The organism is Tardiphaga sp., assembly GCF_041424195.1.
GTDB lineage: Bacteria > Pseudomonadota > Alphaproteobacteria > Rhizobiales > Xanthobacteraceae > Tardiphaga.
In genome coordinates this window covers 1-22,761 of sequence record NZ_JBGMOE010000006.1, presented here as the reverse complement: position 1 = coordinate 22,761, position 22,761 = coordinate 1, and the positions used below count along the sequence as shown (strand labels likewise).

Sequence of the window (22,761 nt, the reverse complement as noted above, 5' to 3'; positions counted from 1 at the left end):
CTGGCCCCTTTTTAAACCGGTGCCTGGCCCGTTTTTATCCCGGTGTTGACATGCCAATCTGGGGGCCGCGCGGTGTCGGAGCGAGGCTAGCGGCCACCGGGTTTGCGCGGAATCTTGCCGCCAACCGGCGTACCTGGCGCGCGCTGAGGCCTGTCGCAGCTGAAACTTCGGCTATGACCCGTGCGGATATCGATCCATCAAGTGGAACATGGTGCCTGAAGATCGGATATAGCTCGGCACCGGTCGCCAGCGCCTCGGTTGAGATGGCCTTCGCCGGCTGCGGCTTCCGCTCGATCACCCGCCCTCCCCTGGCCGGAAATCGACCCGTTCGATGACATCAATTCTGGCAGAGCGCCCGACATGGTTTTCCGGCCTGCCAGAATTAATGCTCCCGGAGTCGCACTAATGCATTGATATTGAGTGCATAAATTCGGTTGCCAGAAACTTTGGCAGCCGACAGCAGGCCAGTCCCTCCCCTTCCCCGCGCTCGCGCGAATGGCTGACCAGCTGCGCCGCAGCCGGACATTTGCGCCGATCGAGCGCGCGGTGGCCCTGCCGCTGTTCGGCAAGGGCGCGCCGATCACCCGGGCAGCCATGCGCACCCCGCTGTGGGCGGCCGATTGCCAATTGGGACACCTGCTCGCAACCCAGATCCAGTTGACCCCTGCCCTGCCCTGCCCCGGTGCAATGAGCGCCGAAGCGCTCGCCCCCCAGCTGTGGCCCGGCGAACGCGCGCTGGTGCTCGCCGAGGGACTGCGGCGCAGTGCCGAGCGGCATATCGCCGCGATCCAGCAGGCGCGTGCGGATTGTCAGGCGCTCGAGCGGCGTCTGCGCCATCTGCGGGCCTCGGCCCGCGCGCCGCAAGTGTGGCTGGCGCTGCGCGGGTTTGCGCCACTGGGCATCGAGCAACTCACCAGCGGGTTTGGGATCAGCCGGCGCGGCACTTACGCCGTGGCCGAGGCACTGGTCGGCGCGGGACTGGCTGCCCGCACCACCACGCTTGGCCGGGTCACCTTGTCCGCCCTGGCCCCTGGGCATGCGACTGAGGTGGTTGACGCGCCGCTAAGCCCCATTCCCTCCCCGCTGCTTGCCGAGTTCGACGCGGCGATGGCTGACATCGACAGGCTGCTGGCACGGCAGGACACCGGCCAGGCCACCTGATTGTCCAACAGGCCCCTCCAGCGGCGGTGGGAGAGCGTCAGGAGGCGGGCATTGCCACTTCGCGGTAGGCTACCCCGATCCGGGCCTTGGCCCCTGCCCTGCGGCGCAGCAGCTGGCGCACGAAGCGGTCGGCCTCAGCCTGGTCGACAAACGAGACCGTGCGGCTCTGCCCGCGGGCGCCGATCCGCCCCCAGGCAAACTGGACGATAGTCGCGCCGAACAGGTCTGCACTGGTAGCGATGGCGTAACGCCGCGCCACGTTGCGCGGCCGGTCGACCGCCTCCAGCCAGATGAACCGATCCTGTGCCCGCGCGCTCATGGCGCCTGCATGAGTCAGGCGCACCATACCCGTCCAACGGGAATTGTGAATCAATCGGGCGTCTGTGATTCACGGAGGCGATTTGTGGAGTGGAACCCCCAGGCGGTCAGGATGTCAGGATGTTCTCGATGGCCTTCAAGACTTCAGCGGCCGACGCACCGCTGCGGGCGGGCACTTTGAACGTGTATCCCCCCCTCGTTGAATGGGCATAGCGCAAAATCACTTTGCCCGCCGTACTTTTGACCTCCGTTTCGCCTCCCGTGGGCTTCGTAGGTGCGACCGTCGCACGAATAAGTCGCTTCGCTACTTCAGGAGCAGGCAACACCGCTCCCAGATCGCTGCGCTCTGCGATAATGGCGCGGCTTTCCGCTATCATCAGATCCAGCGTGCGCTTCTCCGATGTGAGAGGCTTGATGTCCCTAGCAATACGGACCGTGATGCCGTGGGTGTCTGGAAAGGCGTTCACTATGTCCGCCGGCACGTGCGCCCCCTGCCCTCGCCAACGCCGCGAAGCTAGTGCTGGCAGCCAAGAGCCAAGCCGAAGGCTTCACCGAGGCCTACAGCCCCGCAGACAATGCGCTCGCGCGCCTCGACGCCCTACTCCCTAGCAGGGATCCTCAGGGCACCCTGCTCGAGTGGCTTGAGGAACTGCGAACCGAGGAATTCGACTTCTTCGAAGGCGGCAGCGAAATGGTCCAGGTCGGCGGGTTCGCAATCACTCGTTCGGCGCCGCGTGGCGCGGCCTGGGCTGCCTCATTGGCTGCGGCCATCAGGCCCCACCTTTTTGGATTGGGCTCGGCCCCGCTGGCGCTTGCAGGCATCATGCCGCGGGCCCTGTTCCGCGAATTCCACGAAGAACCCCTGCCCGCCCTTCTCCGTTCAGCGCTTCAGACGGCCACTGACAAAGCCGCGACCGATTTGCGGGTGATGCGAGAGGCTGTTGCTTTGGCCGACAAGCAGCTGGCCGGTCGGCTGTATGCCTCCTCAACCGCTCCGCAGGCCTGGCGCATGATCGTCAGCCTTGGCCCCCTTACCAGAGCGGAGCTTGCCAGAGCCCTAGGCGTGACAAAGCGAACCGCTTCGCAATCGGTGTCCTCGTTGCAGGAGGCAGGCATGGTGCGCTTGCGCGAGACCGATAGTGCTATGATACCGGCCAATGCTGATCTAGTACCGCGCGAATAGCCTCTTCGGCTTCCTGCCGCGTTGCACCACCCTTGTTCAACAAGGTGATCCGAACCCCCTTGCGATCAGCTCCCTCAATCCGAAGCACAGGCTGGCCGACAGCATTGGCGACAGTCTCGACCTTTCCTGACTTCTTGGGGGATCCTGACTTCTTGGGGGGATCGACCGCAAGGGAAAGCGCCTTGATTACCTCCAGCACCGAGAGCGACTGGTTGGTCCGCTCCCGTTCGGCGGCAAGCCGGGCTGCCTCCTGGAAGGCCCTCTCCCTCCTGTCCTCGGGCTTCAAGAGCGCTTTGAGTGCGATCGCATTACGAATTCCGAGTTCCTGCGGACTAGCAAAGGCTCTGGTCAACTCCTCGGGCAGGCGGGCCAGATCGAGATAGCGTGTGAGCCAGCTTTCGGACACTTTGAGCCGTTCGGCCATCGTCTTCTGACGACCCTCGTAGTAGGCCGACAATGCCCGGAGATAGTCCTTCGCGCGCTCGAAATCGGTTAGGTCGTCCCGTGCGCGGTTCTCGAGATCTGCGAGCCTGAAAGCCTCCTCATCGCCAATCTCGCGCACGTCGACGAGGAACTTAAAGTCTGGGTAGTTGTGCGTCCGCAGCCAGCTGACCGACCAGTGCCGCCTCGCCCCGCAGATGACCTCGAAATCATAGCCATCTTCGCCCGACAGGCGACGGACAATAGCCGGGATCTCTTGCCGCCCTTGGGCCTTGATGCTCTCGATCAAGTCTGCGCAGCGTTCCTCATTGAGGAGCGCGTAGTCGCGATTATGGCCAGCCCACATTCGGCATCTTGCAGGGTCAACGAGCTCATGAGTGCGCGAAACAATCGCGCCCGATGCGAGGTCGGCTAGACGGTTTGAGCGCCCCGTAAGCACATTCGACGCGATGCTCGATCGACGCGGCGCTGCGGCTTCTTCGGTCAAATCAATTCCTGCCGCCAAGTCGGCCGCAAAACCGCTGTTCTTCCTACTCATGCAAGCCTCCCATTAGCAGAATTGCACGCGTGCAATTTCCCAGCGGCTCATACCAAAGCCTCCTGCCGGAGGCGCTTCTGATGGCTCGGCCACATCGATCGAATGTCGACTTCGATCTCAGAGTTCACGCCATCAAGATAGTTGAGGCAGCGATTGCGCACAGCCGAACTCGTAGCAGGTCCATCAAGCTCATAGACTGTCATCAGCCGCGCCGTCGCATTATCGATCTCGGCGGAGTCCTTGAGCGGCGTTCGAACCATGGCGTGGCCAAACAGCGTCCGCATCAACTGCAGAAGCTCCTTCTGCATCGACTTGTTCTCATCGACCTTCGAGGCGACGAAGCGCAGAAACGTCAGTTCTGGGGCAAGACCCCGGTCGGCCAGCTGCTCAATCGTCTCATCAAGCATTGAGAGGAATGCCGCGGTCGACGAGAAGTCCATCACGGTCGGAGGAACGGGAACCACCAACGCGTTCGCAGCTCGCAACACGGACAAAGAGATAGCTCCGAGGGCGGGCGGTGGGTCCATGACGATGACATCGAACCGATCCGAGATGCTCTCAATCCCTTCCTTGAGGCGGTCGAGTAAGGCTCCGTTCCCCTGCGCCATTCTGGCGGCCAGTTCGTACTCGGAATTGAACAGGCGAAGATTGGCAGGGACCAGCTCAAGGCCGTCGAAATGGGTCTTGCGGAGGGCGTAGTCGAGCGATGACCGCTCACCCTCACGAAGGAATGGGTAGAGCGTATCGTCCTCTGTCAGATCGAGATCTGGCACATAGCCAAACAGCGTCGTCGCAGAGGCCTGGCTGTCGCAGTCGATCAATGCAACACGATAGCCCTTGATCGCGAGATACTGCGCTAGATGAACAGACAGCGTCGATTTACCGACGCCGCCTTTGAAATTCTGAACCGCAACCACGCAGCACGGATCGGTCGGAGCACGATACGGCCTGGTGCCGAACACGCCGCGCATGTCGTTAAGCTGGGCAAGAGTGTACCTCTCGCGTCGATTGCTATCTGTCCTCGCCGGCTCGGGCAGCCTTCCATCTTTCTCGGCGTCACGGATAGCTGCCGGTGTCCGCCCGACGAGCTCGGCCGCCTTCCCGATCGTAAAGGTAGGCTCGCGGCGCGCATCTGCCCGAGCGCTTCGTGCGGAGTCGCGCAGCTTTTCAAGCACCGACGATGTTCGACTGGCCAGCGTTGCAACCGAGACTAAACGCTCGGCTTCTTCGATCTGAAGTCCGTTAGACACATGCCGTCCTTTCGCAATTGTAGGTGTGCTACACCCACTTGCGCTTTTCGGTCAAGAAATTCGGAAATTTCGAAAGTCGGGCCGCATTGTCGCGCCGATTCTAGAGCCCGATCAGGCTATCCTGACTCGGTGGGGGCATGGCGAATTGCACGCGTGCAATTCTTGAGCGTCAGGGCCGCCCGCGCCGGTTTACCCAGCCCTCACAAAAGCCCTTCCAAGCAGCGATGAGCTTGGCGCCACGAAGCTTCTGCAACCGATTGCCCATGTGTTCGCGAAAGCCGCTCGCGATAAGATCAACATCCCATCCACCGCCATGCTTTCGGGCGACTTCAAGCAAATCGGCGTGCCCGAAGCGGATCGAGCCAGACGACGGGAAGGTGGACTCTGACTGCTTGATCGCAGGCGCCGCGCTGGGCGGTGCTGCTATTGCCCCCTGCCCCGCAGTTACTGTTTCGACCGAACCTGTCCGCCTCGCTTGGCGTCCCGCCGAGTGCCTGTCGAGCTCGTCTACGGTTTCGAGAACCTCGGGCGCACCTTTGGGTTCAAACCGAAACTCGAGTTCAGTGACCGTTCGTCCCTGCCGGATCTCACGCCATTCGACACGGAAGTGAGCGAGCTGGTCAATTTCAGACTTCGCCTTCTCAAGCACCTTGCGTCGAAGCTGAGCGAAGTCCGTGTAGACATCAGGCGGGATCCCGAGCGCTGCACGCAGTGCCTGCATATCTCCTCGCCAGGTTGCTTGGCGGCGATGGAGGCGAAGGGCTCCAAGCTCGTAAAGCTTGAGCGCATAATTCGAGCGGAAACCCAAGACCGCTTGCCGGTTAAGCACGGCATAGGTCTCAGAAGCCTGGATCAGCTTACGCGCATCGGGCGTGAACTCCCATTCGATCCAACCCGTCTCACCACCTTCCTCGTCAGTCTCCTCTTTAGACCGCGAGATCAGTGAGAACAGGAGAGTAGCCTTTTTTCCGCGCCAAGATTTATCATCCACAGCAAACAGAGTGCGATGGAGCTCCTGAAGCATGTCGCTGATCCGCTCGTTACCTTTGTGGCCTCGGCGGATATCGGCTTTGCGGATGCGATGAGGACGATCTTCCCATGCATCTCCACCTGCGGTCAGGATCATGAGCGCCAATAACCGCGATGCCGTCAGACTAAGCGACTCACCTTTGACGAATTTGATTTCAATGATGTTGCCCGGTTTGGCGAACTCGTCGCCACCCTTTGCCTTCAATGCAGCGGCAACGCGCATCGCACGTCCGGGGGAACCTTCTTCTGGCTTCTCCTCGGAAGCTTCTACTATTGGGCTATCATCAGTTGCCATGCCATAGTGCGATCAGAGCTTGATTCTTTGAAGGACTGATTGCTGCCTGACCTGACCTCAGTCGTCAAGTCAGGTCAGGATGGGATTTCTTCGGGAGCCCCCAAGAGGTCAGGAATGAAGGTCTGTGAACAGGAGGCCGAATCCTAGGAGATTCCACGAGTCGGCAAGTTTATGGACAGAGCGCTGATTAGTGGGCAATTTTGATTTTTGCGGGCGAAGTTAGCCCACTGAGCAGCGTGCTGAAGGCCCGTCCCCCAAGCGGTCAGGATGGCCCCAGCAGGTCAGGTGAATGCCCCCGCTCGGTCAGGGCTCAGCCCCCATCTGGTCAGCCTAACACCCCCATCTGGTCAGGAAGTTCGGCTTAGAGTGCTGAATTCAGGTCAAAATTTGACCTTGAATCTGAATCCTTAGAATCAAGAATCCTTCCGCTGCAAGCAGCGGCGTTTTTATAATGATGTTTCTAAGGGAGAAGGGCTAGCGCCTGCCATCCAATCGCTTCCGTGAATCACAGCGAGTGAAGTGATTCAAATTTCCGGTTGGACCCACAGCCGATATCCCTGTCACCAAGCCACCATGAAAACACCCATCAGTCAGTCTTGGCATTGGCAGGCCATCGACCCATCACGCAATGTTGCCCGTGCCTACCATCTCTGGATCGAAACCGATCTGTTCGGTTGGACGACGGTTGAACGTCGCTGGGGGAGGATCGGCTCAAAAGGGCAGGGGGTAACCCTGAGTTGTCCTGACAGTGCACAAGCCGAAATCATCGCCCGGCAGGTCCGTGAAAGACGCAAGAGCGCCCTCAAGCGAATAGGAGTAGGTTACCAAGAGGTCGAATGACCGCCTTGCACGCGCATCTGCAAGGGAGGGAAGGGGGGAGTGGCGAGTGAAGCTTATGACCCTAACAGCACTCCGACCAACTCAAGACACGATCAACCTTGTCACAGCTCTGCGCGGCACATGGCACGGCTCCTACGCCATGTGCCGATGCCCTGCCCATGACGATAAAACGCCCTCATTATCGATCCGCCAAGGATTATCAGGGGTCCTCGTGCATTGCTTTGCCGGCTGCAATCCAAGGGACATCATACGTGCCTTGCGGAGTGCAGATAGAGTTCAAGGCATCGAACCCCGTCCAGCTCAAAATGCAGACTCTAGGCGACAGGCTCAGCGCCTGTGGGATGATGCGATCGACGTTCATGGAACGCTGGGAGAGCGCTATCTCGTTGGCAGATGTCTGCTCCCGGACCTTCCCGACATCCGGTTCCATCCGCGGTGCCCTCTTGGCCGAAAGCCAGACACTGCGTTTCATCAAGCCTTGCTTGTGGCCGTGCGTGACCTAGGCCGGCTTGTGGCGGTTCAAAGGATCATCCTGGACCCTAGATCAGGCCGACATCGCGGCAAGTTCTTGCTGGGGAGCTGCGGGCAGGGGGCATGGCAACCAACATTGTCTGATGGGGTGTTGGCAATTGCGGAAGGCTTCGAAGACGCGGCCGCCTTCACAAGTCTGACCGGCGTGACCTGCTGGGCGGCCATGGGCGCTGCTCGCTTGCCACTCCTCCATCTTCCGAAGGGGATCCATACGCTAATCATTGCCGAGGACAACGATGCACCTGGACAGAATGCTGCGCATCAAGCGAGCAAGACCTACGCCAGACCAGGCCTCCGAATTTTGCGAAGGTCTCCAAGCTGGGGCATCGACTGGGCGGACTTCAACGAACGGATGAACCGTCGGGGCAGTAGCATCGGCGAATGACGAAAGCTGGGACATTCCTGCCATTCATAGCTATCCAATGCGATGACGGCTTTCGGCGGGACCGGCCGATGGGGCGACGGTGGGCCCGATCCACTCCAACCATGCCGCTGACGGGCAGGATAGTTGGCAGACTGGAGCGGGATGGCTTGATCCGGTGAGAGCCCACGCCGAAACCAGCGACCGGCTAAGCCGCCGCGTCTCACACATCAGCTTGTTCCAAGGGACCAATGAGCACCGCAAAAGTTCGCTGACCGGCAGGCCGGATCAATGATTTCGCTGTTGTTGCAACATCAGAAATCGATCGAGGCGCTCGCCTTGAAGGTGCGGGGTTGGCCCTGCAGCAGCGCCGCCGAAAAGACATCGAAGGCCGAGGCCCAGTAGCGCTTGTTGGCCACGTTATCGACGCCGAAGCGCAGCGTGAGCGGCTTGCCAGCGGCCACCAGCACATAGCGCGCGCCCAGATCGAAGCGCGTCCATTCCGGGATCTCGAGCGTGTTCGCCACGTTCACCGCCTGCTTGCCGGTGTGGACCACGCGGCCTGTGAGAGTGAGGCCGGTTGTGGCAATGTCCCACTCCGCGCCGGCATTGGCGGTCCATTCAGGCACTCCAACGGCGCGGTTGCCCTGGTTCACGCCGCCGCTTGTCTTGCGCAGGCGCGCATCAACGACCGATCCGCCGCCGATCAGGCGCAGGCCCTTCACCGGCTCGGCGTTCACTGTCAGTTCGATGCCTTCGTTGCGCTGCTCGCCGAACAGGCCGAAGCGCTTCTTTCCGCCGCCGGCGTCGACCGAATAGCCGACCGGCAAATCGATCCTGAACAGCGAGAGGCCGATGTTGAAGCCGCCCGCGCTGAGCTTGCCGCCAACTTCGTACTGCGTGGACTTGATCGGGCCGAACACGGCGCCCGAGTTGATCACGGTGGCGTCGATCGGCGCGGTCGGCCCTTGCTGCAGCGCCTCGATCCGGTTGGCGAACAGCGACAGGCCAGACACAGGTTTCACAACAAGGCCGACGATGGGGGTGAGTGCGGACTTGCCGTAGGTGCCATCAAGCCGGCCGCCGTTGTAGTAGTTGTAGCTTTTGACACGGATCTCCTGCAGGCGGACGCCACCGGTGATCAGCACCCGGTCTCCCCACAGGCCGAGCGTGTCCGAAGCAAACGTCGAGAGCAGCCGGGTGCGGCTGATCGGGAACGGGTTCTTGAGGTTCCCGCCGACGAAGGCCGAAGCCGGAATAGCGGCGACAGGCGTGTCGTAGATGTTCGTCGCGAACCCGGCAAAGCCCGGGCCATAAAGGAAATCGAAGGCGTTGCGATTGACCTGCCACACCGCGCTGCCGCCGATATTGAACTCCTGCGTGACGGCCTTACCCAACTTAACGCGCAGGCCGGCCTCCAGCGCTTCGTTGTTGTCGGTGCGCGGCACATAGAGCGCGTTGCCGTTTGCAGCGCCTGTGGCTGCGTTGAGCACGGTGATCCCGCCGTAGATGCCCTGCTCGCTGCCATCGCGCGCGCCGGCGGTTACATAGAGCTGGGCATTGGTGCCCAGATCCTGCTCCAGACGGATCGCGCCGAACAGATCGCGCAAGGTGGTGTAGGTCCAGGGCTGGGCATAGTTGGCGCTGGCCCCAGGCACCGCCGGGATTGTCGGCGTGCCGATGGTGACCTTGGGGCGCAGGCCCTTCACTTCGACCCGCTGGTACCCGAGATCGACGAAAAGCCGGGTGTTGTCATCGCGCCAATCGAACGCCGCGCCGAGGGTCGCGGTGCGGCGGAACTCGCCGTCAATCGCCACGTCGCCGCTGCGGAAGGCCCCGTTGACCCGCAGGCCGAACGCGCCGCCCTTGCCGAAGCGGCGCGAGACGTCCGCGCTACCGCCGAAATGGCTGCCCGAGGTATATCCGAGGGTGACGCGGTTGAGCGGGGTGTTCCTGGCCCGCTTCAGCTGCAGATTGACACTGCCGCCCACCGACGATCCGCCTGGCGCTGCGCCGTTGAGAAAGGCCGAGGCTCCGTTCAGCACTTGCACGCTTTCGAAAAGTTCGGGCGCGATCAGCTGGCGCGGCGCAATGCCGTAAAGGCCGTTCAGCCCGACATCGTCACCGTAGAGAGCAAAGCCGCGGATGACGAACTGCTCAGAGGCATTGCCGAAGCCGTAGCTCGTGCGCACGGTCGGATCGTTTTCGAGCACCTGCCCCAGCGTCTGCGGCTGCTGGTTGAGGATCAGCGCCTCGTTGTAGCTGCGTACCGTGAACGGCACGTCCTCTGCCCGCTTGTTGCCGAGTGCGCCCAGATCGCCCTCGCCGCTGACGGCAGTCGCATTGGTGCGCTGAGCCGTGACCACGATCTCGCCCTGTGCCGGAGTGTCGGGCGCGGCATCGGCATTGGCGGCGGTCGGCAGCGCGGCCAGCGGCAGGGCGAACATGCTCGTGGCGAGCAGGAAGGAAGGCTTCACGGTCTGGCTTTCTGGTTGGGGCGGCAATCGGATCCGGCACTGGGCCGGGACCGCCGCAGGAAGTGAAACAGGAAGACGAAGAGCGGCACGGCGAGCGCACCGGTGCAAAAGGCATCACGCCAGCCCGAACCGGTGAGGCCGGCGATCAGGCCGGCAACGACCAGCGATGCGATTCCGAGCGGCGCGGCGAGGATGGCCATGGGGCGGCGGGCAGGCAGCCGGCTCATGCGCGGGCGCTCTGTGAGAGCAGAGCCGCAGCGCCCCGCGCAGCAGGGCGGCGGCGCTTGCCCCACCACAGGACAAGCCCCGACCACAGCACGCGGATCGTCGCCAGATCGAGCAAAGCCCACACGATCTTGAGCGAAAGCCCGGCATAGTCGCCGAAATGGAGCGGACGCGAGAGCATCAGCGCCTGCATTGAAACCGGCATCGGCCGGATCGCGTCCACCTTACCCGTTGCGACGTCGACCAGTGCCGGAGTCAGGAGGTGGCTGGTCAGCGGTGTGTCGCCTTGGAAGAAAACGGCATAGTGGTGGTTGCTGCTCCACGCCCCGCCCGGAAAACCGATGAATTGGGGCGACAGGCCCGCCTGCGCAGCCTGTGCGGCGGCCATGGCCTGATCGAGCGAGGCGCGGTGCGCGGCATCTGTTGCTGGCGCATGGCCCGAGGCGGCGACCATCGCGGCAAGCTCGCCCTGCCGCCACATCGCGATAAGCGGATCGGCAAAGGCATTGATCGCACCGGTGAGTCCGATAACCAGCGCCCATCCCATCGTCACGGCGCCCAGCAGATTGTGTTCGTCGAGCAGGCCGACCCGGCGGTTACGCCCGCGCCGCAAGGTACCGAACGGGAGGAGGCGCATGAACGGCGCGTAGAGCACGAGGCCCGATACGATCGCGAGCACGAAAAGCAGGCCCATTACACCGAGCAGCAGCATCCCAGGCAAGCCGGCAAACAGGTCCACATGCAACCTGAGGATCAGCGCCATGATCCCGTCCTGCCGCTGTTCGCCAAGGTGGTCGCCGCTGGTGCGATCATACGTAAACAGCCGCATCTCGGCCGCACTTGCATCGGCCCGGGGGCCGAGCGTGACGGTGATGCGCGGGTCTTTCTGGCTGAAGCCGATGAACAGCGGCACACCGAAACGCCCTGCGGTGCGCCGATAATCGGCCATTGCCGCAGTGACGATACGATCGAGAGGCTGGCCGGACCGGGCCGAAGCTGCTCCGACGGGCGCGTGCTCGCCGCTCAGCGCATCGATCTCTTCATGGAAGATCAGGGGCAGGCCGCTGATGCACAGCATGAACAGGAACAGCGTGCAGACGAGGCTGCTCCACCGATGGACCCAATCCCAGGCTCTGACTGTGCTCGTCCGCATATAGGGGCGAGCGCTAGAGGGAAGCCTTATGACTTGTCAATGATAATCATTCGCATTAGCAAACTTGTGTAAAGCCGATGGCAGGTTGCCCTACCACGGCTTTACGCAGTTCAACGCTGTTCAGGCATCACATCTCTATGAAGTCGTGGATGTCTCCTCGGGTAACGATCAACCTCGCGCTTTCTTGGCCAAGATACCCCCATCGGACATAACGCATCGGGCGAACGCTGGGTGTCGGATATGGCGAGAACCGGACCTTAGTCGGCGCTAATGGTTTCGTCCGGCTCTGGTCGGAACCTGCCTCAGCGGGGCACTGTCGGCTTCCGGTTAGCCAAGCCACCCTCAGCCAAACTCTTGCGCCACCAAACCTAAACCCTCTGACACAGGAGCCATAGAGACCCCTACCCCCGCGTCACGCGCATACGACGCCCAGTTGGAAAGCGCTGCACGAACTTCGTCTACGATCGAAGCCGTACGCTTCGGCGAAACCCCATGGACCTTTGCGAGCTTCTCGACATGCTCACGGGTGATGGTGCGCCCTTCGCCCAAGACGGCCATGTAATGCTCGCCGCCCGGGCCATTCGAGAAGGTGAGGTCAAAGGCCGGTGCAAGCCGCCAGTTCCCTTGGTCGTCCATCAGATAAGCATGCTGGCGTACATGATCATCCCGGTTTCGCGCGAGCACATTGAAGACCATTCGCCGGAAGGCCTGCTCGACGTCTGCCATGCTGTGAGTGATGGCCAAGGTCGCCTTCAGGAACCCGTCGTAGTCGACGCTGGGCATATGCGGCGACGCTTCAAGCGCTCCGCCGAGGCTGACCATATGTAGCCGCTTGCCCGGTGCCGGTCGATCGAAGCGCCTTGTCGCGAAATGACCCGGACCGTTCGCCGACGGGATCAATCGCGTCTCTGCCATAACAATCCCTGCGGCGCGTGCCATCCGGGCGTAGGCCTCCTCCAATGGCCCGATATCGGCAGGGTCATTGGTCGCTGCAAACTTGACGATCCATTCCGCACCCGCGTTCTTAGTTCCCGCGGCAGCGAGCTCGTCTCCGGCGGACAGCTTGCCGTCCGCGTCGATCGCCACGTGAACTTTCGGCCGCGCTCCGCCCGAGCCGCCGCCCAGGCGTGCCAGCAGCGCTTCGAGCTCTGTTTCCTCGCCGAGCAGAACCTGGCGCGATTCATCGGCCAGAGCATCCAGGTCGATGGTGCCTGAAGCCTCGAACCCAAGCGTCTCGGGCTGGAAGACGAGGGCTCCCCGACCATTCGTGCCCACAAGGGCGAGCCGGTCGACCGCATTAAGGTCTTCGAACGGGTGACCCATCCTTTGAAGCCGCCGTTTCAAAAGCAGCATGCCCCAGGCGTCGGGCAGGCAGTCTGAAAGGAAACCGTGAAGGCCTTCGAACATTCGGCTGCGGGCAGGGTGCAGGCCGGGCTCAGCCGGATAGTGAAGCGGAGATATCGGAAGGCGCGCAGCGATGATCTCTGCCGACCATTCGAGCTGAGCCAATCCGCTGGCCATCGCCAGCCTGCCGACCGAACGCGGCGCTGCAGTCTCGTTGGTCAGCAGTCCAACCGCCAAAGGCGTTCCCGGAGCCAGCTTCATGACCCAATTCCGCTTGAGCGCCCGCTGGCACGCTGGCGCTGCCGCTTGGCTGCCTGACGCTGCTGTGCAAGCAGTTCATCCATGCTGGTCGCCGGAACTTGCGGAAACAGCGCGGCAATGCCCTCATCGCAGCGCAGTGCAATGGCAGCGCGAACAAGGTCTTCGATGGACGCCCTGCCTTCGGTCTCCATCCGCCGCCATGTTCTGTGGGCCACGCCTGCTTTGGCAGCTGCCGCTTGCTGGGTGAGGTCAAGGGCCAGGCGGCGAGCCTTGATCCGTTTGCCGAGGCCCGTGAGCTGATCCTGAAGGGTCAAAAACATGGGCCACATATGGCCTATATGCTTCCTGTGGTCAAATTAACGGCCATATTTGGCCTACGAGTCTCTCTTGCCGTAAGGCTGAGGTCTCGGCCGCTTTTCCAAGCTGAACCTTGGTCTGCGCCCTTAGCGCAATTCCAGGCTTCGCGCTGCCGGACCGGAAGGGGAGGGGGAGGCTGTGGTGCGCATCAGCATCAGGAGCAGCGCATGACCGATCTTTTCACCCCGTTCGACACCCGCCTTGATCAGGTCATCGACGAAGTCGCGCTCGAGATCGCCTGTGGATCGCTTACGAAGATGACGCTCTTCGACGCAATGAAGCGCCTCCATGGAGGAAGCTCGGCTGAGGGCCGCTGGGCACAGCGCGATGCGTATGACCTCTTCGAAGCAGGGGTGACCCGCCACCTGCTAGGCTTATCCCGTCCGGTGCGCCTAGACGACATCACCGCCCTGAGCCTTCTGGTTGAGCAACTGCCAACCCATACGGTTAGGAGCGAAGACCAGATCCGGTTTCAACAGTTCTCCACGCCCGCCGATCTTGCGGCACTCGCGACTGTCCTTGCGCAGCCCCGGCCAGACGACATCGTGCTGGAGCCGAGTGCGGGACATGGTGCGCTCGTGGCCAGCCTAACGACAGTCAGACAGCTACACCTCAATGAGCTTGATCCCAAACGCCGTGAGAAACTCGCTCTGCTGTTCAAACATGCCAAGCTTACCGGGATCGACGGTGCGATGCTAGCTTCCGCGCTGGATCCTTCGCTGCGCCCCAGCCTGATTCTCATGAACCCCCCGTTCTCCCGATCGGAGGGAAGGGGCGTCGATCAATTCGCTGCTGTCCGCCATCTGCGCGCCGCGCTCGGTCGATTGGCTCCTGGCGGCAGACTTGTCGCTATCATGCCGGACTGGTTCACCACCAGTGCCAGGCTTTCGAAGATCTATGACCAGACGTTCGAGAATTGCACCGTGCATGCAGCTTGCCGCCTTGCCAGATGCTACCACAAGCAAGGGACCAGCGTGCCGGTTCGCCTCTATGTGATCGACAAGGTTCCCGGGAACATCCGTCCTGCCATTCTTGCCCGATCGACTGTCGTCGAGATTGCCGAGGCAGTCACAGTCGTAAAGCGGGCAGCTTGCGACCCTTCAGCAATTTCCGCACGGCAGCAGACCAAGCCCGGCACGCTTTTCAAGGCGATGCGCACAAGTGCAAAGTCGCCTGCGGCTAAGCCGCGCGTAATCGAAGCGCCATCGATATCGCCGCTTGTTTTTCGCAGCCTGGCAACACCGCGCCCTCTGGGCGAGCAGGCCGGTGTCTATCTGCCTTACCGCCCGAGCCGGATCGACATCGATGGTGCAAAGGCGCACCCGACCCCGCTGGTGGAAAGTGTGGCCATGGGCTCCATACCGGCGCCGGTGCCGGAGTATTGCCCCAGCCTGCAGGACCGCATCCTCAAAGAAAGCCTGCTTTCGGAAGCGCAGCTCGAGACGGTGATCTATGCCGGCAATGCCTGGCAGCAGTATCTGCCCGGCCTGTTCGTCCCGGCCGACGAAGGTGTCGCTCTCACTCTGGCCGAAGACGGACACAGCTACCGCAAGGGCTACTTCCTCGGTGATGGCACTGGCGCGGGCAAAGGCCGGCAGATTGCCGTCTGCATTCTAGACAATTGGCTAGCCGGACGCCGCAAGGCGATCTGGGTATCCAAGAACGAGAGCCTGCTCGAAGATGCGCGCCGGGATTGGAGCGCGATCGGCGGGATGCCTGCCGACATTCAACCGCTCTCCAGCTGGAAAATCGATCAGCCAGTGCCGTTCCGCGAGGGGATCCTCTTCGTAACCTATCCCACACTGCGCAGTCAGAGGCAGGATGCGACCCGCCTGAAGCAATTGCTGGACTGGGCCGGGGCGGATTTCGAAGGTGTCATCGCCTTTGATGAGAGCCACGAAATGGGCGGGGTGGCAGGAGGCGAGGGCGCCCGCGGGAGCAAATCAGGTTCCCAGCAGGGCATCGCCGGCGTCATGCTCCAGAACCATCTGCCCAAGGCCCGCGTGCTCTATGCCTCGGCGACCGGGGCCTCTGAAGTCAACAATCTCGCCTATGCGGTTCGGCTCGGCCTTTGGGGACCAGGAACGGCGTTTGCCAACCGCGAGGATTTCATCAGCCAGATCAGGGCAGGTGGCATCGCTGCGATGGAGCTGGTGTCGCGCGACCTTAAGGCCCTTGGGCTTTACCAGGCACGGGCGCTGAGCTTTGCCGGGGTCGAGTACGAAATCCTCAAGCACGACCTGACGGCCCAGCAGATCGCTGTCTACGACACCTATGCGGATGCTTGGGCGATTATTCACCAGAACATGGAGGAGGCGCTCGCGCTGACCGGTGTGGTCGACGAGATCGACGGCAGCACGCTGAACGGCGGCGCGAAGGCCGCAGCCCGCAGCCGCTTCGAAAGCACCAAGCAGCGCTTCTTCAACCAGCTGCTGCTTTCGATGAAGCTCCCGACTCTGATCAGCGCCATCAATAAGCACCTGGACCAGGATGACGTGGTCGTGGTTCAGCTGGTCTCGACCGCCGAAAGCATCCTCGACCGAAGGCTCGACAGCCTTTCACCCGAAGAGCGGGCCGAACTCGACCTTGATCTCAGCCCGCTTGATGCGGTCATCGAATACCTCGAGCGCGCTTTTCCCACCCAGCAGATGACGTTCTACACCGACGACACCGGTGCTACCCGTTCGACGCCGATGTTCGACGAGGACGGCCGCCCCGTGCACAACCAGGCTGCGATCGCCCGGCGCGCCGAGCTGATCGAGCATCTTTGCGCGATGCCGCCAATCAAGCCAGCCCTCGACGGGATCATCGAACACTACGGGACGGATAAGGTCGCAGAAGTCACCGGGCGCACAAAGCGCCTCATTTCTCAGGCCGATGGTAGCCAGCGCCTCGAGACCCGTTCCCCCCGAACGAACCAGTCGGAGACCGACCAGTTCATGGATGGCCGCAAACCCATTCTCGTCTTCAGCGATGCAGGCGGAACGGGGCGTTCCTACCATGCCAGCCTCGACGCAGCCTGCCAGAAGCGCCGGGTGCATTTCCTTCTAGAGCCGGGCTGGCGCGCTGACCGGGCCATCCAGGGCCTCGGCCGCACCCATCGCACCCATCAGGCGAACACCCCCCTATTCAGGCCGGTCACGACCAACTGCAAAGGTGAGCTGCGTTTTACCAGCACGATCGCGCGGCGCCTAGACAGCCTTGGGGCATTGACGCGCGGCCAGCGCCAGACCGGTGGTCAGAATCTGTTCGATCCAGCGGACAATCTCGAAAGCCCTTATGCCAAGGCCGCGCTCACCAGCTGGTTCGCCCTTCTGGCAGACGGGAAGCTCAAGAGCGTGACCTTGTCCGACTTCGAGCGCCGCAGTGGATTGACGATCGTCTCCCAGGATGGGGTGCTCGAAGAAGACCTTCCCCCTATCCAGCGGTGGCTCAATCGGATTCTTGCCCTGCCGATCGGCATGCAGAACGCAATCTTCGATGAATTTCTCGGGCTCGTTGAAGCCCGGGTTTCCGCAGCGCGTGAGGCCGGTTCTCTCGATGTAGGCGTCGAAACGATCCAGGTCGAAAGTGCCGAGGTCATCGAAGATATTGTGCTGCGAACGGATGCACGGACCGGGGCGACCTCGCACCTCCTCCAGCTCGCGCTCAGGACGCGTACCCGGCCAATCACGCTGGAAAGGGTGAAGCAGCGCCTCGACCTGTCGGACGGGTGCGTGCTGATGCACAATACCAAGAGCGGCAGGGCGGCGCTGGCTGAGCCGTCCCGGCATTTCATGACCGATCGGGGCGAACTGATCCGCCGCGTCATTCTCCACCGACCGCTGCGCCGCGAATACCATCACCTTGATGATCTAACCGAGTCTGCGTGGGCGGAATGTCCTCGGGAGACCTTCGAGCAACTCTGGTGTGCCGAAGTTGCTGAGCTGGCCGAGAAGCTGACAACCGAAAAGGTCTACCTCGCCACAGGACTGCTTCTACCGATATGGTCGAGCCTTCCGATCGAATATCTGGAGGTGCGGCGGATCGTCGATGAGGAGGGACGCAGCTGGCTCGGCCGCATCGTTCACGAGCTCGACGTCGCAAACCTTTTGCAGAAGTTCGACATTACCTCGAGTGTCGAACTCTCGGAGCAAGCGATCCTCAAGGCACTCGGCGAGCATCGGACGATACCTATCAAGCAACCGTTCGAAGCCATCATAAAGTCATCGCGGGTCGCCAACGAGCAGCGCTACGAGATCGTTGGCGCCCCTGTCGATCAGCTGCCTTGGTTGAAGAGCATCGGCTGTTTCACCGAGATAATTTCGTTCCGCACCCGGGTGTTCATACCGACAACGGCAGCAGAGGCCGTGCTGGCGGCTCTCCTGATTCAGTGATGAGAGGCAGCGCCGGAGGCGCTGAACCCATGGCGACTGCGACAAGTGCACAGGATCTTGGATGCTTGAACCCCGCAAACAAGGGGAGGGGGAGGGGATCTGTGCCCCGGTGATGGCCGGGAGCAGATCAGGAGTGACCGAGATGCTGATTCCCTTTTCCAAGCTCTATCTGAGCGATGCGAACGTGCGCAAAACACGCAACGACCAAGAAGATGCGCAGCTCTCTGCGGACATCGAGGCCCGCGGGCTCTTGCAGAACCTGCTGGTGACCAAGAGCAAGAAGCGCGGCCAGTATGCGGTGATCGCCGGTGGCCGCCGCTTGCGCGCCATTGGCATGATCATCGATCGCGGTGCTTGGGCTGCGGATGCCGAAGTCGAATGCAAGCTGCTCGAGGGTAGTGAAGATACCGCGGGCGAAGCCTCGCTCGCCGAGAACTTCCAGCGGGTCGGCATGTCTCCGGCTGAAGAATGCCGCGCGTTCCAGCACTTCATCAAGGAAGGCAGCGATATCGCGGCCGTTGCCAAGCGTTTCGGACTCACCCAGCGGTTCGTCGAAGGCCGGCTGCGCCTTGCCAATCTGGCAGTGCCGATCTTCGAGGCACTCGCCGCCGGCGACATCACCCTCGAAATCGCCAAGGCCTATGCTGCGACCGACCAGCACGAAGTGCAGATGCGCGTCTTCGAGCAGATGCGCCATGCCTACAACCCCAGCGCCGACGCCATTCGCCGCATGGTCGCCACCGGTTCGATGCGCGGCAATGACCCTATCGCGCTTCTGATCGGCGAAGATGCCTATGTGGCTGCCGGCGGCAAGGTCGAGCGCGACCTGTTCAGCGATGCGGGCGAGGATCGCTGGATCGATATCGAGATCGCGCACCGGCTCGCTTCCGAAAAGATGGAAGCGGAAGCCGAACGCCTGACCTCGGAGACCGGTCTCGCCTGGATCAGCCCGGTGGCCGCAAGCAATTCCTGGCAGGCGCGCAGCGAGATGGGCGTCTCCGCTGTCCGGCTCCCGCCCGTGCCCCTCTCGGAAACGGCGCGCGCCCGCATCGACGAGATCGATGCCCGGATCGATGAGATCAACGCGATCTTCGATGAAGGTGAAGAGCAAGAGGACGTCGATTTCGGAAAGCTCGAGGCCGAATACGAGGCTCTCGATGCCGAACGCAGCGACCTCAACAATCCGGTTCGCGAGCTGCCTGAAGAATGGCGCGGTGAAGTCGGCCGCTTCCTCGTGCTCACCACCCGCGGCGAGATGGTTCTCGAGGCCGATTACTACAGCGAGAAGCGGCTGTCGTTCGAGACTGATGACCAAGGCAATGTCACCGCAACGGCAGAAGAGCCAGCGCCGACCTCAGGGAGCCGCGCAAGTGGTGCTCCCGCACGGCCTGAGGCGATCGCACCCGGAAGCGAGAAGCCGATCAGCGCGAGGCTGTTCGACGAGCTCGCCGTTCAGCGCCGCAATATCCTGTCGGCCTGCCTGCTTGGCGATCCGGGGCTTGCCCTCGATTTCGCCATCTTCGCGCTCGCGGACAATCGCAGCTATGAGGGGAAGGGCACCTCGATCAAGGCGGGACGGCCGAGCGATCCTGCGACCGGCGAGGTTCCGCAATCAGCGGCCGAGGGCATTCTCGCCGAGGCCGAGGATGGTCTCGACAAGGCGTGGCAGGAGCAGGGCAGTGTTGCGGCCCGTTTCATCGCCTTCCGCGACCTCGAAGATGACGCTAAGGCGGCCTGGCTTGCCTATGCGGTGGCGCTCTCGCTCGAGGCCAAGAAGGGCTATGGATCCGAGTATCATCCGGTTCATGCCGTGCTTGGGTCGATGCTCGATGTCGACGTTGCGGCTCTGTGGCGGCCGACTGCCGAGAATTTCTTCGACCGGGTGAGCAAGACTTCCTGCCTCGCCGCGCTGACCGAGGTTGGCGGAAGTGACCTCGCTGCGCGCTATGCGGCGTCCAAGAAGGCGGACCTCGCCAAGACGTGCGAGACGATCTTCGCCGGTAAGGCGATCATCGAGCAGGAGGTCAAGGAAGCCGCCCTTGCCTGGCTGCCCGAGGCCATGAAGTTCAGTGCGGCCATGCCGGAGGGCGCACAAAGCGCTGATCCTGATGCCTCCGAAGACGGCACGGCCGACATCGACGCGATCGACGGGGTGGACGCACTGTCGGATGCCGAAGAGGAACCCGAAGGCGCCGCCACAGACTCGGCAGTGGCTGCCTGAACGCCTCACCCTCCTCCTGATGTCCTGGCCCGGTCGCTCACTCGAGTGACCGGGCCTTTTTCTTCCAAGAAGGGAAATGCCGATGCGCCGCGGACCCAAGCGCGATGTCGCGCAGGAAATCACCAATCTCATCATTGCACGGATCGAGGCCGGCACACTGCCCTGGCGGCGGCCCTGGAAAAAGACCGGGGCAGGGGGCGCGCCCTTGCGTGCGGGCGGACTGCCCTACACCGGGATCAATCGCCTCTATCTCTGGGCTGTCGCCGACTGCTTCGGCTACGCCTCGCGCTACTGGATGACCTTTCGTCAGGCTCAGGAACTGGGCGGGCAAGTGCGCAAGGGTGAGACGGCCGAGCCGAGCATCTATTTCAACAGCACGAGCAAGACCGACGTAGATCAGGCGACTGGCGAGGAGACGTCGAAAACCATCCGGTTCATGCGATCCTACAGCGTTTTCAATGCCTCGCAGATCGAAGGCCTGCCGCCGCATTTCTATCCCAGTCCGGTCCCCGAAGCACCGCCGCAACCCTCTGTGAAGGCAGCGGCCATCCAGGCCTTCTTTGCTCCGATACCTGCTGATATCCGCCATGGCGGTGACCGTGCATTCTTCTCTCCGGGCGGAGACTATATCCAGCTTCCAGAACGCGGCGCCTTCCGCACCGAGGACGGATATGTCGCCACCAAAGCGCACGAACTCGGCCATTGGAGCGGGCACCCCTCGCGGCTCGCGCGCACATTCGGCAAGCGGTTCGGCGACAAGGCCTACGCCTTCGAGGAACTGGTCGCGGAGCAGGTCAGTGCCCGGATCTGCTATGAGCTGGGCCTCCCCGCAGACCTCCATGAAAGCCACGCCAGCTACATCGCCCATTGGCTCGATATCCTGAAATCCGACAAGACCGCGATCATCACGGCTGCCGCCAAGGCCGATCAGGCTTTCAACCTGCTTGCAGCCTATTCGGGCTATGAGAGTGAACCTGCGGAGGAAGCCCATGAAGAGGCGCCAGTTCCGGCTTACGCTTGAGCCAACCGCAGACGACGCGGTGCGGCTTGCGCAGCTGAGCCGCTATGCCAGCGACCTTGCGAGCGGAGGTTCTGCGGACATTGGCGCAGCGCTCGGCGACCATGTTGGGGTGCTGTTCCCCGGGCGGAACCGTCATGCGGTCCTGGAGAGCCTCCTCGGCAAAGGAGAACCCGGTTGGTCACTGGTGTCCGATCCGGGGCAGGGCGGCTCCCTGGTTATCCAGACAACCGAGGCTGGCGTTGCTGTCTCGGCGATTGCGAGAATCCTCGAACAGGTCGCTCCCGGGGCGCTCTTGCGGCCGATGATTTATGAGCCACTGTCCCTGAGAAGCTCAGGGAAACATCACCGCAGTCTGCATTGAGGGGAGGGGGAGGAGGCCATTGCACTTGCAATGGAAAGGAAGCCGCATGTCCTGCGACATCGATTATCGTTACCGCCGCGCGCTCGAGCCCGATGGGCTGACGACGTTCGAGACCGCGCTGCGAGCATTGAACGAGGCCGTCGATGATGTGCGCCTCGCAGGCCGGCAGGTCGCCACCTGTCCCGCGGTTCTGCTCCTCACTCGCCACCTTCAGCGCATTGCCGACGGAAGGCCGACAACCTGCGAGGCCGACGACCAGATCTTGCGGGCACAGTGCATCGAGCGCCTCGGCGAGCTCAAGCACCGACCTGCGATCATTGCGCTGGTCAAGCGCGGGATCGACTATCGTCCTGAAGAACTGCGACACTACCGGCGCGAGGGTACGCGCGCGCTGCGCCAGATCGCAGCCGGGATCGGGCTCGATCATTCCGCCTACCGCATCAGCTACTACACCTCGCAGGAGGCCCTCGCCGGTGAGCATGTGCTCGAAGCAGACGGTGTCTACATCCGCATCAGCCCCGAGCGGTTCGGCGAACCGGGTCTCGCCTGGCGGAACCCGTTCTGGAAGCCCCCCGGCGCGGTCATGCGCAAGGCTCCGATCACCGCGCTTGCCGACATTCCGGCACTCACAGCGCGGATCGCCCGCGAACTGCAAATCGCACCTCCGGCTCAGCCGGGGCTCATCTGAAGGACACGCACATGGGCTGGCTCTACATGCACCGCGCAGGGATGGGAGGGCATGAAACGCCCAAAGCCTATCTCGACGATCAGCTGACCTACGAACGGGAGGCCTGCGAAGATGCTCCGTTCCGGGGGTGCCGGGTCCTCAAGAGCGTTTTCACCGGCAGCACCTACTATGCAGCCGTCGAGCGCTACGGTGAAGATCGCGAGAGGCTCTACGTGACGGCGGTTATCTGCCTGGTCCGCTGGAACCCGAAGGCGGCCGATGGCTTGATCTTCGGGTACAAGGACAGTGCGCCGTTGCGGCGCTGAAATGGAGTATCAGTGATGATGAGGT

The 22,761-nt window shown here is 62.4% G+C and carries 19 protein-coding genes; 9 read left to right on the top strand and 10 right to left on the bottom strand.

Annotated elements, in window-relative coordinates:
- Positions 1–495 precede the first annotated feature (495 nt).
- Positions 496–1,161 (top strand): hypothetical protein, encoded by a 666-nt coding sequence (locus ACEK02_RS01060; RefSeq protein ID WP_371419962.1) that lies wholly within the window; start codon positions 496–498, stop codon positions 1,159–1,161.
- A 37-nt stretch (positions 1,162–1,198) separates the two neighbouring features.
- On the opposite strand, the gene ACEK02_RS01055 is transcribed toward ACEK02_RS01060, so the two are convergent.
- Entirely contained in the window at positions 1,199–1,480 is a 282-nt protein-coding gene (locus ACEK02_RS01055; protein ID WP_371419961.1) for a WGR domain-containing protein, read from the bottom strand.
- A gap of 106 nt (positions 1,481–1,586) precedes the next feature.
- Positions 1,587–1,946 (bottom strand): hypothetical protein, encoded by a 360-nt coding sequence (locus tag ACEK02_RS01050; RefSeq protein WP_371419960.1) that lies wholly within the window; start codon positions 1,944–1,946, stop codon positions 1,587–1,589.
- Positions 1,947–1,996: 50 nt separating this feature from the next.
- On the opposite strand from ACEK02_RS01050, the gene ACEK02_RS01045 reads away from it, so the two are divergent.
- Positions 1,997–2,662: a MarR family transcriptional regulator gene (locus tag ACEK02_RS01045; RefSeq protein WP_371419959.1), complete on the top strand. Its 666-nt coding sequence runs from the start codon at positions 1,997–1,999 to the stop codon at positions 2,660–2,662.
- Here the strand turns inward: ACEK02_RS01045 and ACEK02_RS01040 are convergent.
- From ACEK02_RS01040 to ACEK02_RS01030, 3 genes are all read right to left on the bottom strand, one after another.
- Positions 2,622–3,641, bottom strand: a complete 1,020-nt coding sequence (locus ACEK02_RS01040) for a ParB/RepB/Spo0J family partition protein (protein WP_072384201.1) — start codon at positions 3,639–3,641, stop codon at positions 2,622–2,624. The two genes, ACEK02_RS01045 and ACEK02_RS01040, sit on opposite strands and share 41 nt — an antisense overlap.
- A 47-nt stretch (positions 3,642–3,688) precedes the next feature.
- On the bottom strand, positions 3,689–4,816 hold the full coding sequence (locus ACEK02_RS01035; protein ID WP_371419958.1) for an AAA family ATPase: 1,128 nt from the start codon (positions 4,814–4,816) through the stop codon (positions 3,689–3,691).
- 244 nt (positions 4,817–5,060) lie between these two features.
- Entirely contained in the window at positions 5,061–6,215 is a 1,155-nt protein-coding gene (locus ACEK02_RS01030) for a replication initiation protein (RefSeq protein ID WP_371419957.1), read from the bottom strand.
- 573 nt (positions 6,216–6,788) lie between these two features.
- Here ACEK02_RS01030 and ACEK02_RS01025 point away from each other — a divergent pair.
- Together ACEK02_RS01025 and ACEK02_RS01020 are read left to right on the top strand one after the other, a co-directional pair.
- Positions 6,789–7,055 (top strand): WGR domain-containing protein, encoded by a 267-nt coding sequence (locus ACEK02_RS01025; protein ID WP_072384204.1) that lies wholly within the window; start codon positions 6,789–6,791, stop codon positions 7,053–7,055.
- A 55-nt stretch (positions 7,056–7,110) separates the two neighbouring features.
- Entirely contained in the window at positions 7,111–7,971 is an 861-nt protein-coding gene (locus ACEK02_RS01020) for a toprim domain-containing protein (protein WP_072384205.1), read from the top strand.
- Positions 7,972–8,261: 290 nt separating this feature from the next.
- On the opposite strand, the gene ACEK02_RS01015 is transcribed toward ACEK02_RS01020, so the two are convergent.
- From ACEK02_RS01015 to ACEK02_RS00995, 5 genes are all read right to left on the bottom strand, one after another.
- Entirely contained in the window at positions 8,262–10,394 is a 2,133-nt protein-coding gene (locus tag ACEK02_RS01015; RefSeq protein WP_143146831.1) for a TonB-dependent siderophore receptor, read from the bottom strand.
- 26 nt (positions 10,395–10,420) lie between these two features.
- The gene (locus tag ACEK02_RS01010) at positions 10,421–10,651 is read right to left on the bottom strand and encodes a hypothetical protein (protein WP_292946269.1); all 231 of its coding nucleotides are present in this window, start codon (positions 10,649–10,651) and stop codon (positions 10,421–10,423) included.
- A complete protein-coding gene (locus ACEK02_RS01005) occupies positions 10,648–11,802 on the bottom strand; it encodes a PepSY domain-containing protein (RefSeq protein ID WP_072384207.1) in 1,155 nt (384 codons plus the stop codon). Before ACEK02_RS01005 ends, ACEK02_RS01010 begins: the two co-directional genes overlap by 4 nt.
- 342 nt (positions 11,803–12,144) lie before the next feature.
- On the bottom strand, positions 12,145–13,407 hold the full coding sequence (locus ACEK02_RS01000) for a type II toxin-antitoxin system HipA family toxin (RefSeq protein WP_072384208.1): 1,263 nt from the start codon (positions 13,405–13,407) through the stop codon (positions 12,145–12,147).
- Positions 13,404–13,736 carry a helix-turn-helix domain-containing protein gene (locus ACEK02_RS00995; protein WP_371419956.1) on the bottom strand — a complete coding sequence of 111 codons (333 nt, stop codon included), beginning with the start codon at positions 13,734–13,736 and terminating at the stop codon, positions 13,404–13,406. Before ACEK02_RS00995 ends, ACEK02_RS01000 begins: the two co-directional genes overlap by 4 nt.
- A 195-nt stretch (positions 13,737–13,931) precedes the next feature.
- Between ACEK02_RS00995 and ACEK02_RS00990 the strand changes: the two genes are divergently transcribed.
- The 5 genes from ACEK02_RS00990 (at position 13,932) to ACEK02_RS00970 (ending at position 22,736) form a co-directional block, all read left to right on the top strand.
- Complete coding sequence (locus ACEK02_RS00990; RefSeq protein WP_072384210.1) at positions 13,932–18,140, top strand: strawberry notch-like NTP hydrolase domain-containing protein; 4,209 nt, start codon at positions 13,932–13,934, stop codon at positions 18,138–18,140.
- A 142-nt stretch (positions 18,141–18,282) separates the two neighbouring features.
- Positions 18,283–20,361 carry a ParB/RepB/Spo0J family partition protein gene (locus ACEK02_RS00985; protein WP_072384212.1) on the top strand — a complete coding sequence of 693 codons (2,079 nt, stop codon included), beginning with the start codon at positions 18,283–18,285 and terminating at the stop codon, positions 20,359–20,361.
- An 82-nt stretch (positions 20,362–20,443) separates the two neighbouring features.
- Positions 20,444–21,382 (top strand): ArdC family protein, encoded by a 939-nt coding sequence (locus ACEK02_RS00980; RefSeq protein ID WP_371419955.1) that lies wholly within the window; start codon positions 20,444–20,446, stop codon positions 21,380–21,382.
- 407 nt (positions 21,383–21,789) lie between these two features.
- On the top strand, positions 21,790–22,431 hold the full coding sequence (locus tag ACEK02_RS00975; RefSeq protein WP_022675521.1) for a hypothetical protein: 642 nt from the start codon (positions 21,790–21,792) through the stop codon (positions 22,429–22,431).
- Positions 22,432–22,442: 11 nt separating this feature from the next.
- Positions 22,443–22,736, top strand: a complete 294-nt coding sequence (locus ACEK02_RS00970) for a hypothetical protein (protein WP_371419954.1) — start codon at positions 22,443–22,445, stop codon at positions 22,734–22,736.
- Positions 22,737–22,761: the final 25 nt, after the last annotated feature.

What these genes read in the sequence shown, in the direction of transcription:
- ACEK02_RS01060 (WP_371419962.1), top strand. Translation starts at nt 496, where the DNA reads ATGGCTGACCAGCTGCGCCGCAGCCGGACATTTGCGCCGATCGAGCGC.
- ACEK02_RS01055 (WP_371419961.1), bottom strand. Translation starts at nt 1,480, where the DNA reads ATGAGCGCGCGGGCACAGGATCGGTTCATCTGGCTGGAGGCGGTCGAC.
- ACEK02_RS01040 (WP_072384201.1), bottom strand. Translation starts at nt 3,641, where the DNA reads ATGAGTAGGAAGAACAGCGGTTTTGCGGCCGACTTGGCGGCAGGAATT.
- ACEK02_RS01030 (WP_371419957.1), bottom strand. Translation starts at nt 6,215, where the DNA reads ATGGCAACTGATGATAGCCCAATAGTAGAAGCTTCCGAGGAGAAGCCA.
- ACEK02_RS01025 (WP_072384204.1), top strand. Translation starts at nt 6,789, where the DNA reads ATGAAAACACCCATCAGTCAGTCTTGGCATTGGCAGGCCATCGACCCA.
- ACEK02_RS01020 (WP_072384205.1), top strand. Translation starts at nt 7,111, where the DNA reads ATGACCCTAACAGCACTCCGACCAACTCAAGACACGATCAACCTTGTC.
- ACEK02_RS01015 (WP_143146831.1), bottom strand. Translation starts at nt 10,394, where the DNA reads ATGTTCGCCCTGCCGCTGGCCGCGCTGCCGACCGCCGCCAATGCCGAT.
- ACEK02_RS01010 (WP_292946269.1), bottom strand. Translation starts at nt 10,651, where the DNA reads ATGAGCCGGCTGCCTGCCCGCCGCCCCATGGCCATCCTCGCCGCGCCG.
- ACEK02_RS01005 (WP_072384207.1), bottom strand. Translation starts at nt 11,802, where the DNA reads ATGCGGACGAGCACAGTCAGAGCCTGGGATTGGGTCCATCGGTGGAGC.
- ACEK02_RS01000 (WP_072384208.1), bottom strand. Translation starts at nt 13,407, where the DNA reads ATGAAGCTGGCTCCGGGAACGCCTTTGGCGGTTGGACTGCTGACCAAC.
- ACEK02_RS00995 (WP_371419956.1), bottom strand. Translation starts at nt 13,736, where the DNA reads ATGTGGCCCATGTTTTTGACCCTTCAGGATCAGCTCACGGGCCTCGGC.
- ACEK02_RS00990 (WP_072384210.1), top strand. Translation starts at nt 13,932, where the DNA reads ATGACCGATCTTTTCACCCCGTTCGACACCCGCCTTGATCAGGTCATC.
- ACEK02_RS00985 (WP_072384212.1), top strand. Translation starts at nt 18,283, where the DNA reads ATGCTGATTCCCTTTTCCAAGCTCTATCTGAGCGATGCGAACGTGCGC.
- ACEK02_RS00980 (WP_371419955.1), top strand. Translation starts at nt 20,444, where the DNA reads ATGCGCCGCGGACCCAAGCGCGATGTCGCGCAGGAAATCACCAATCTC.
- ACEK02_RS00975 (WP_022675521.1), top strand. Translation starts at nt 21,790, where the DNA reads ATGTCCTGCGACATCGATTATCGTTACCGCCGCGCGCTCGAGCCCGAT.
- ACEK02_RS00970 (WP_371419954.1), top strand. Translation starts at nt 22,443, where the DNA reads ATGGGCTGGCTCTACATGCACCGCGCAGGGATGGGAGGGCATGAAACG.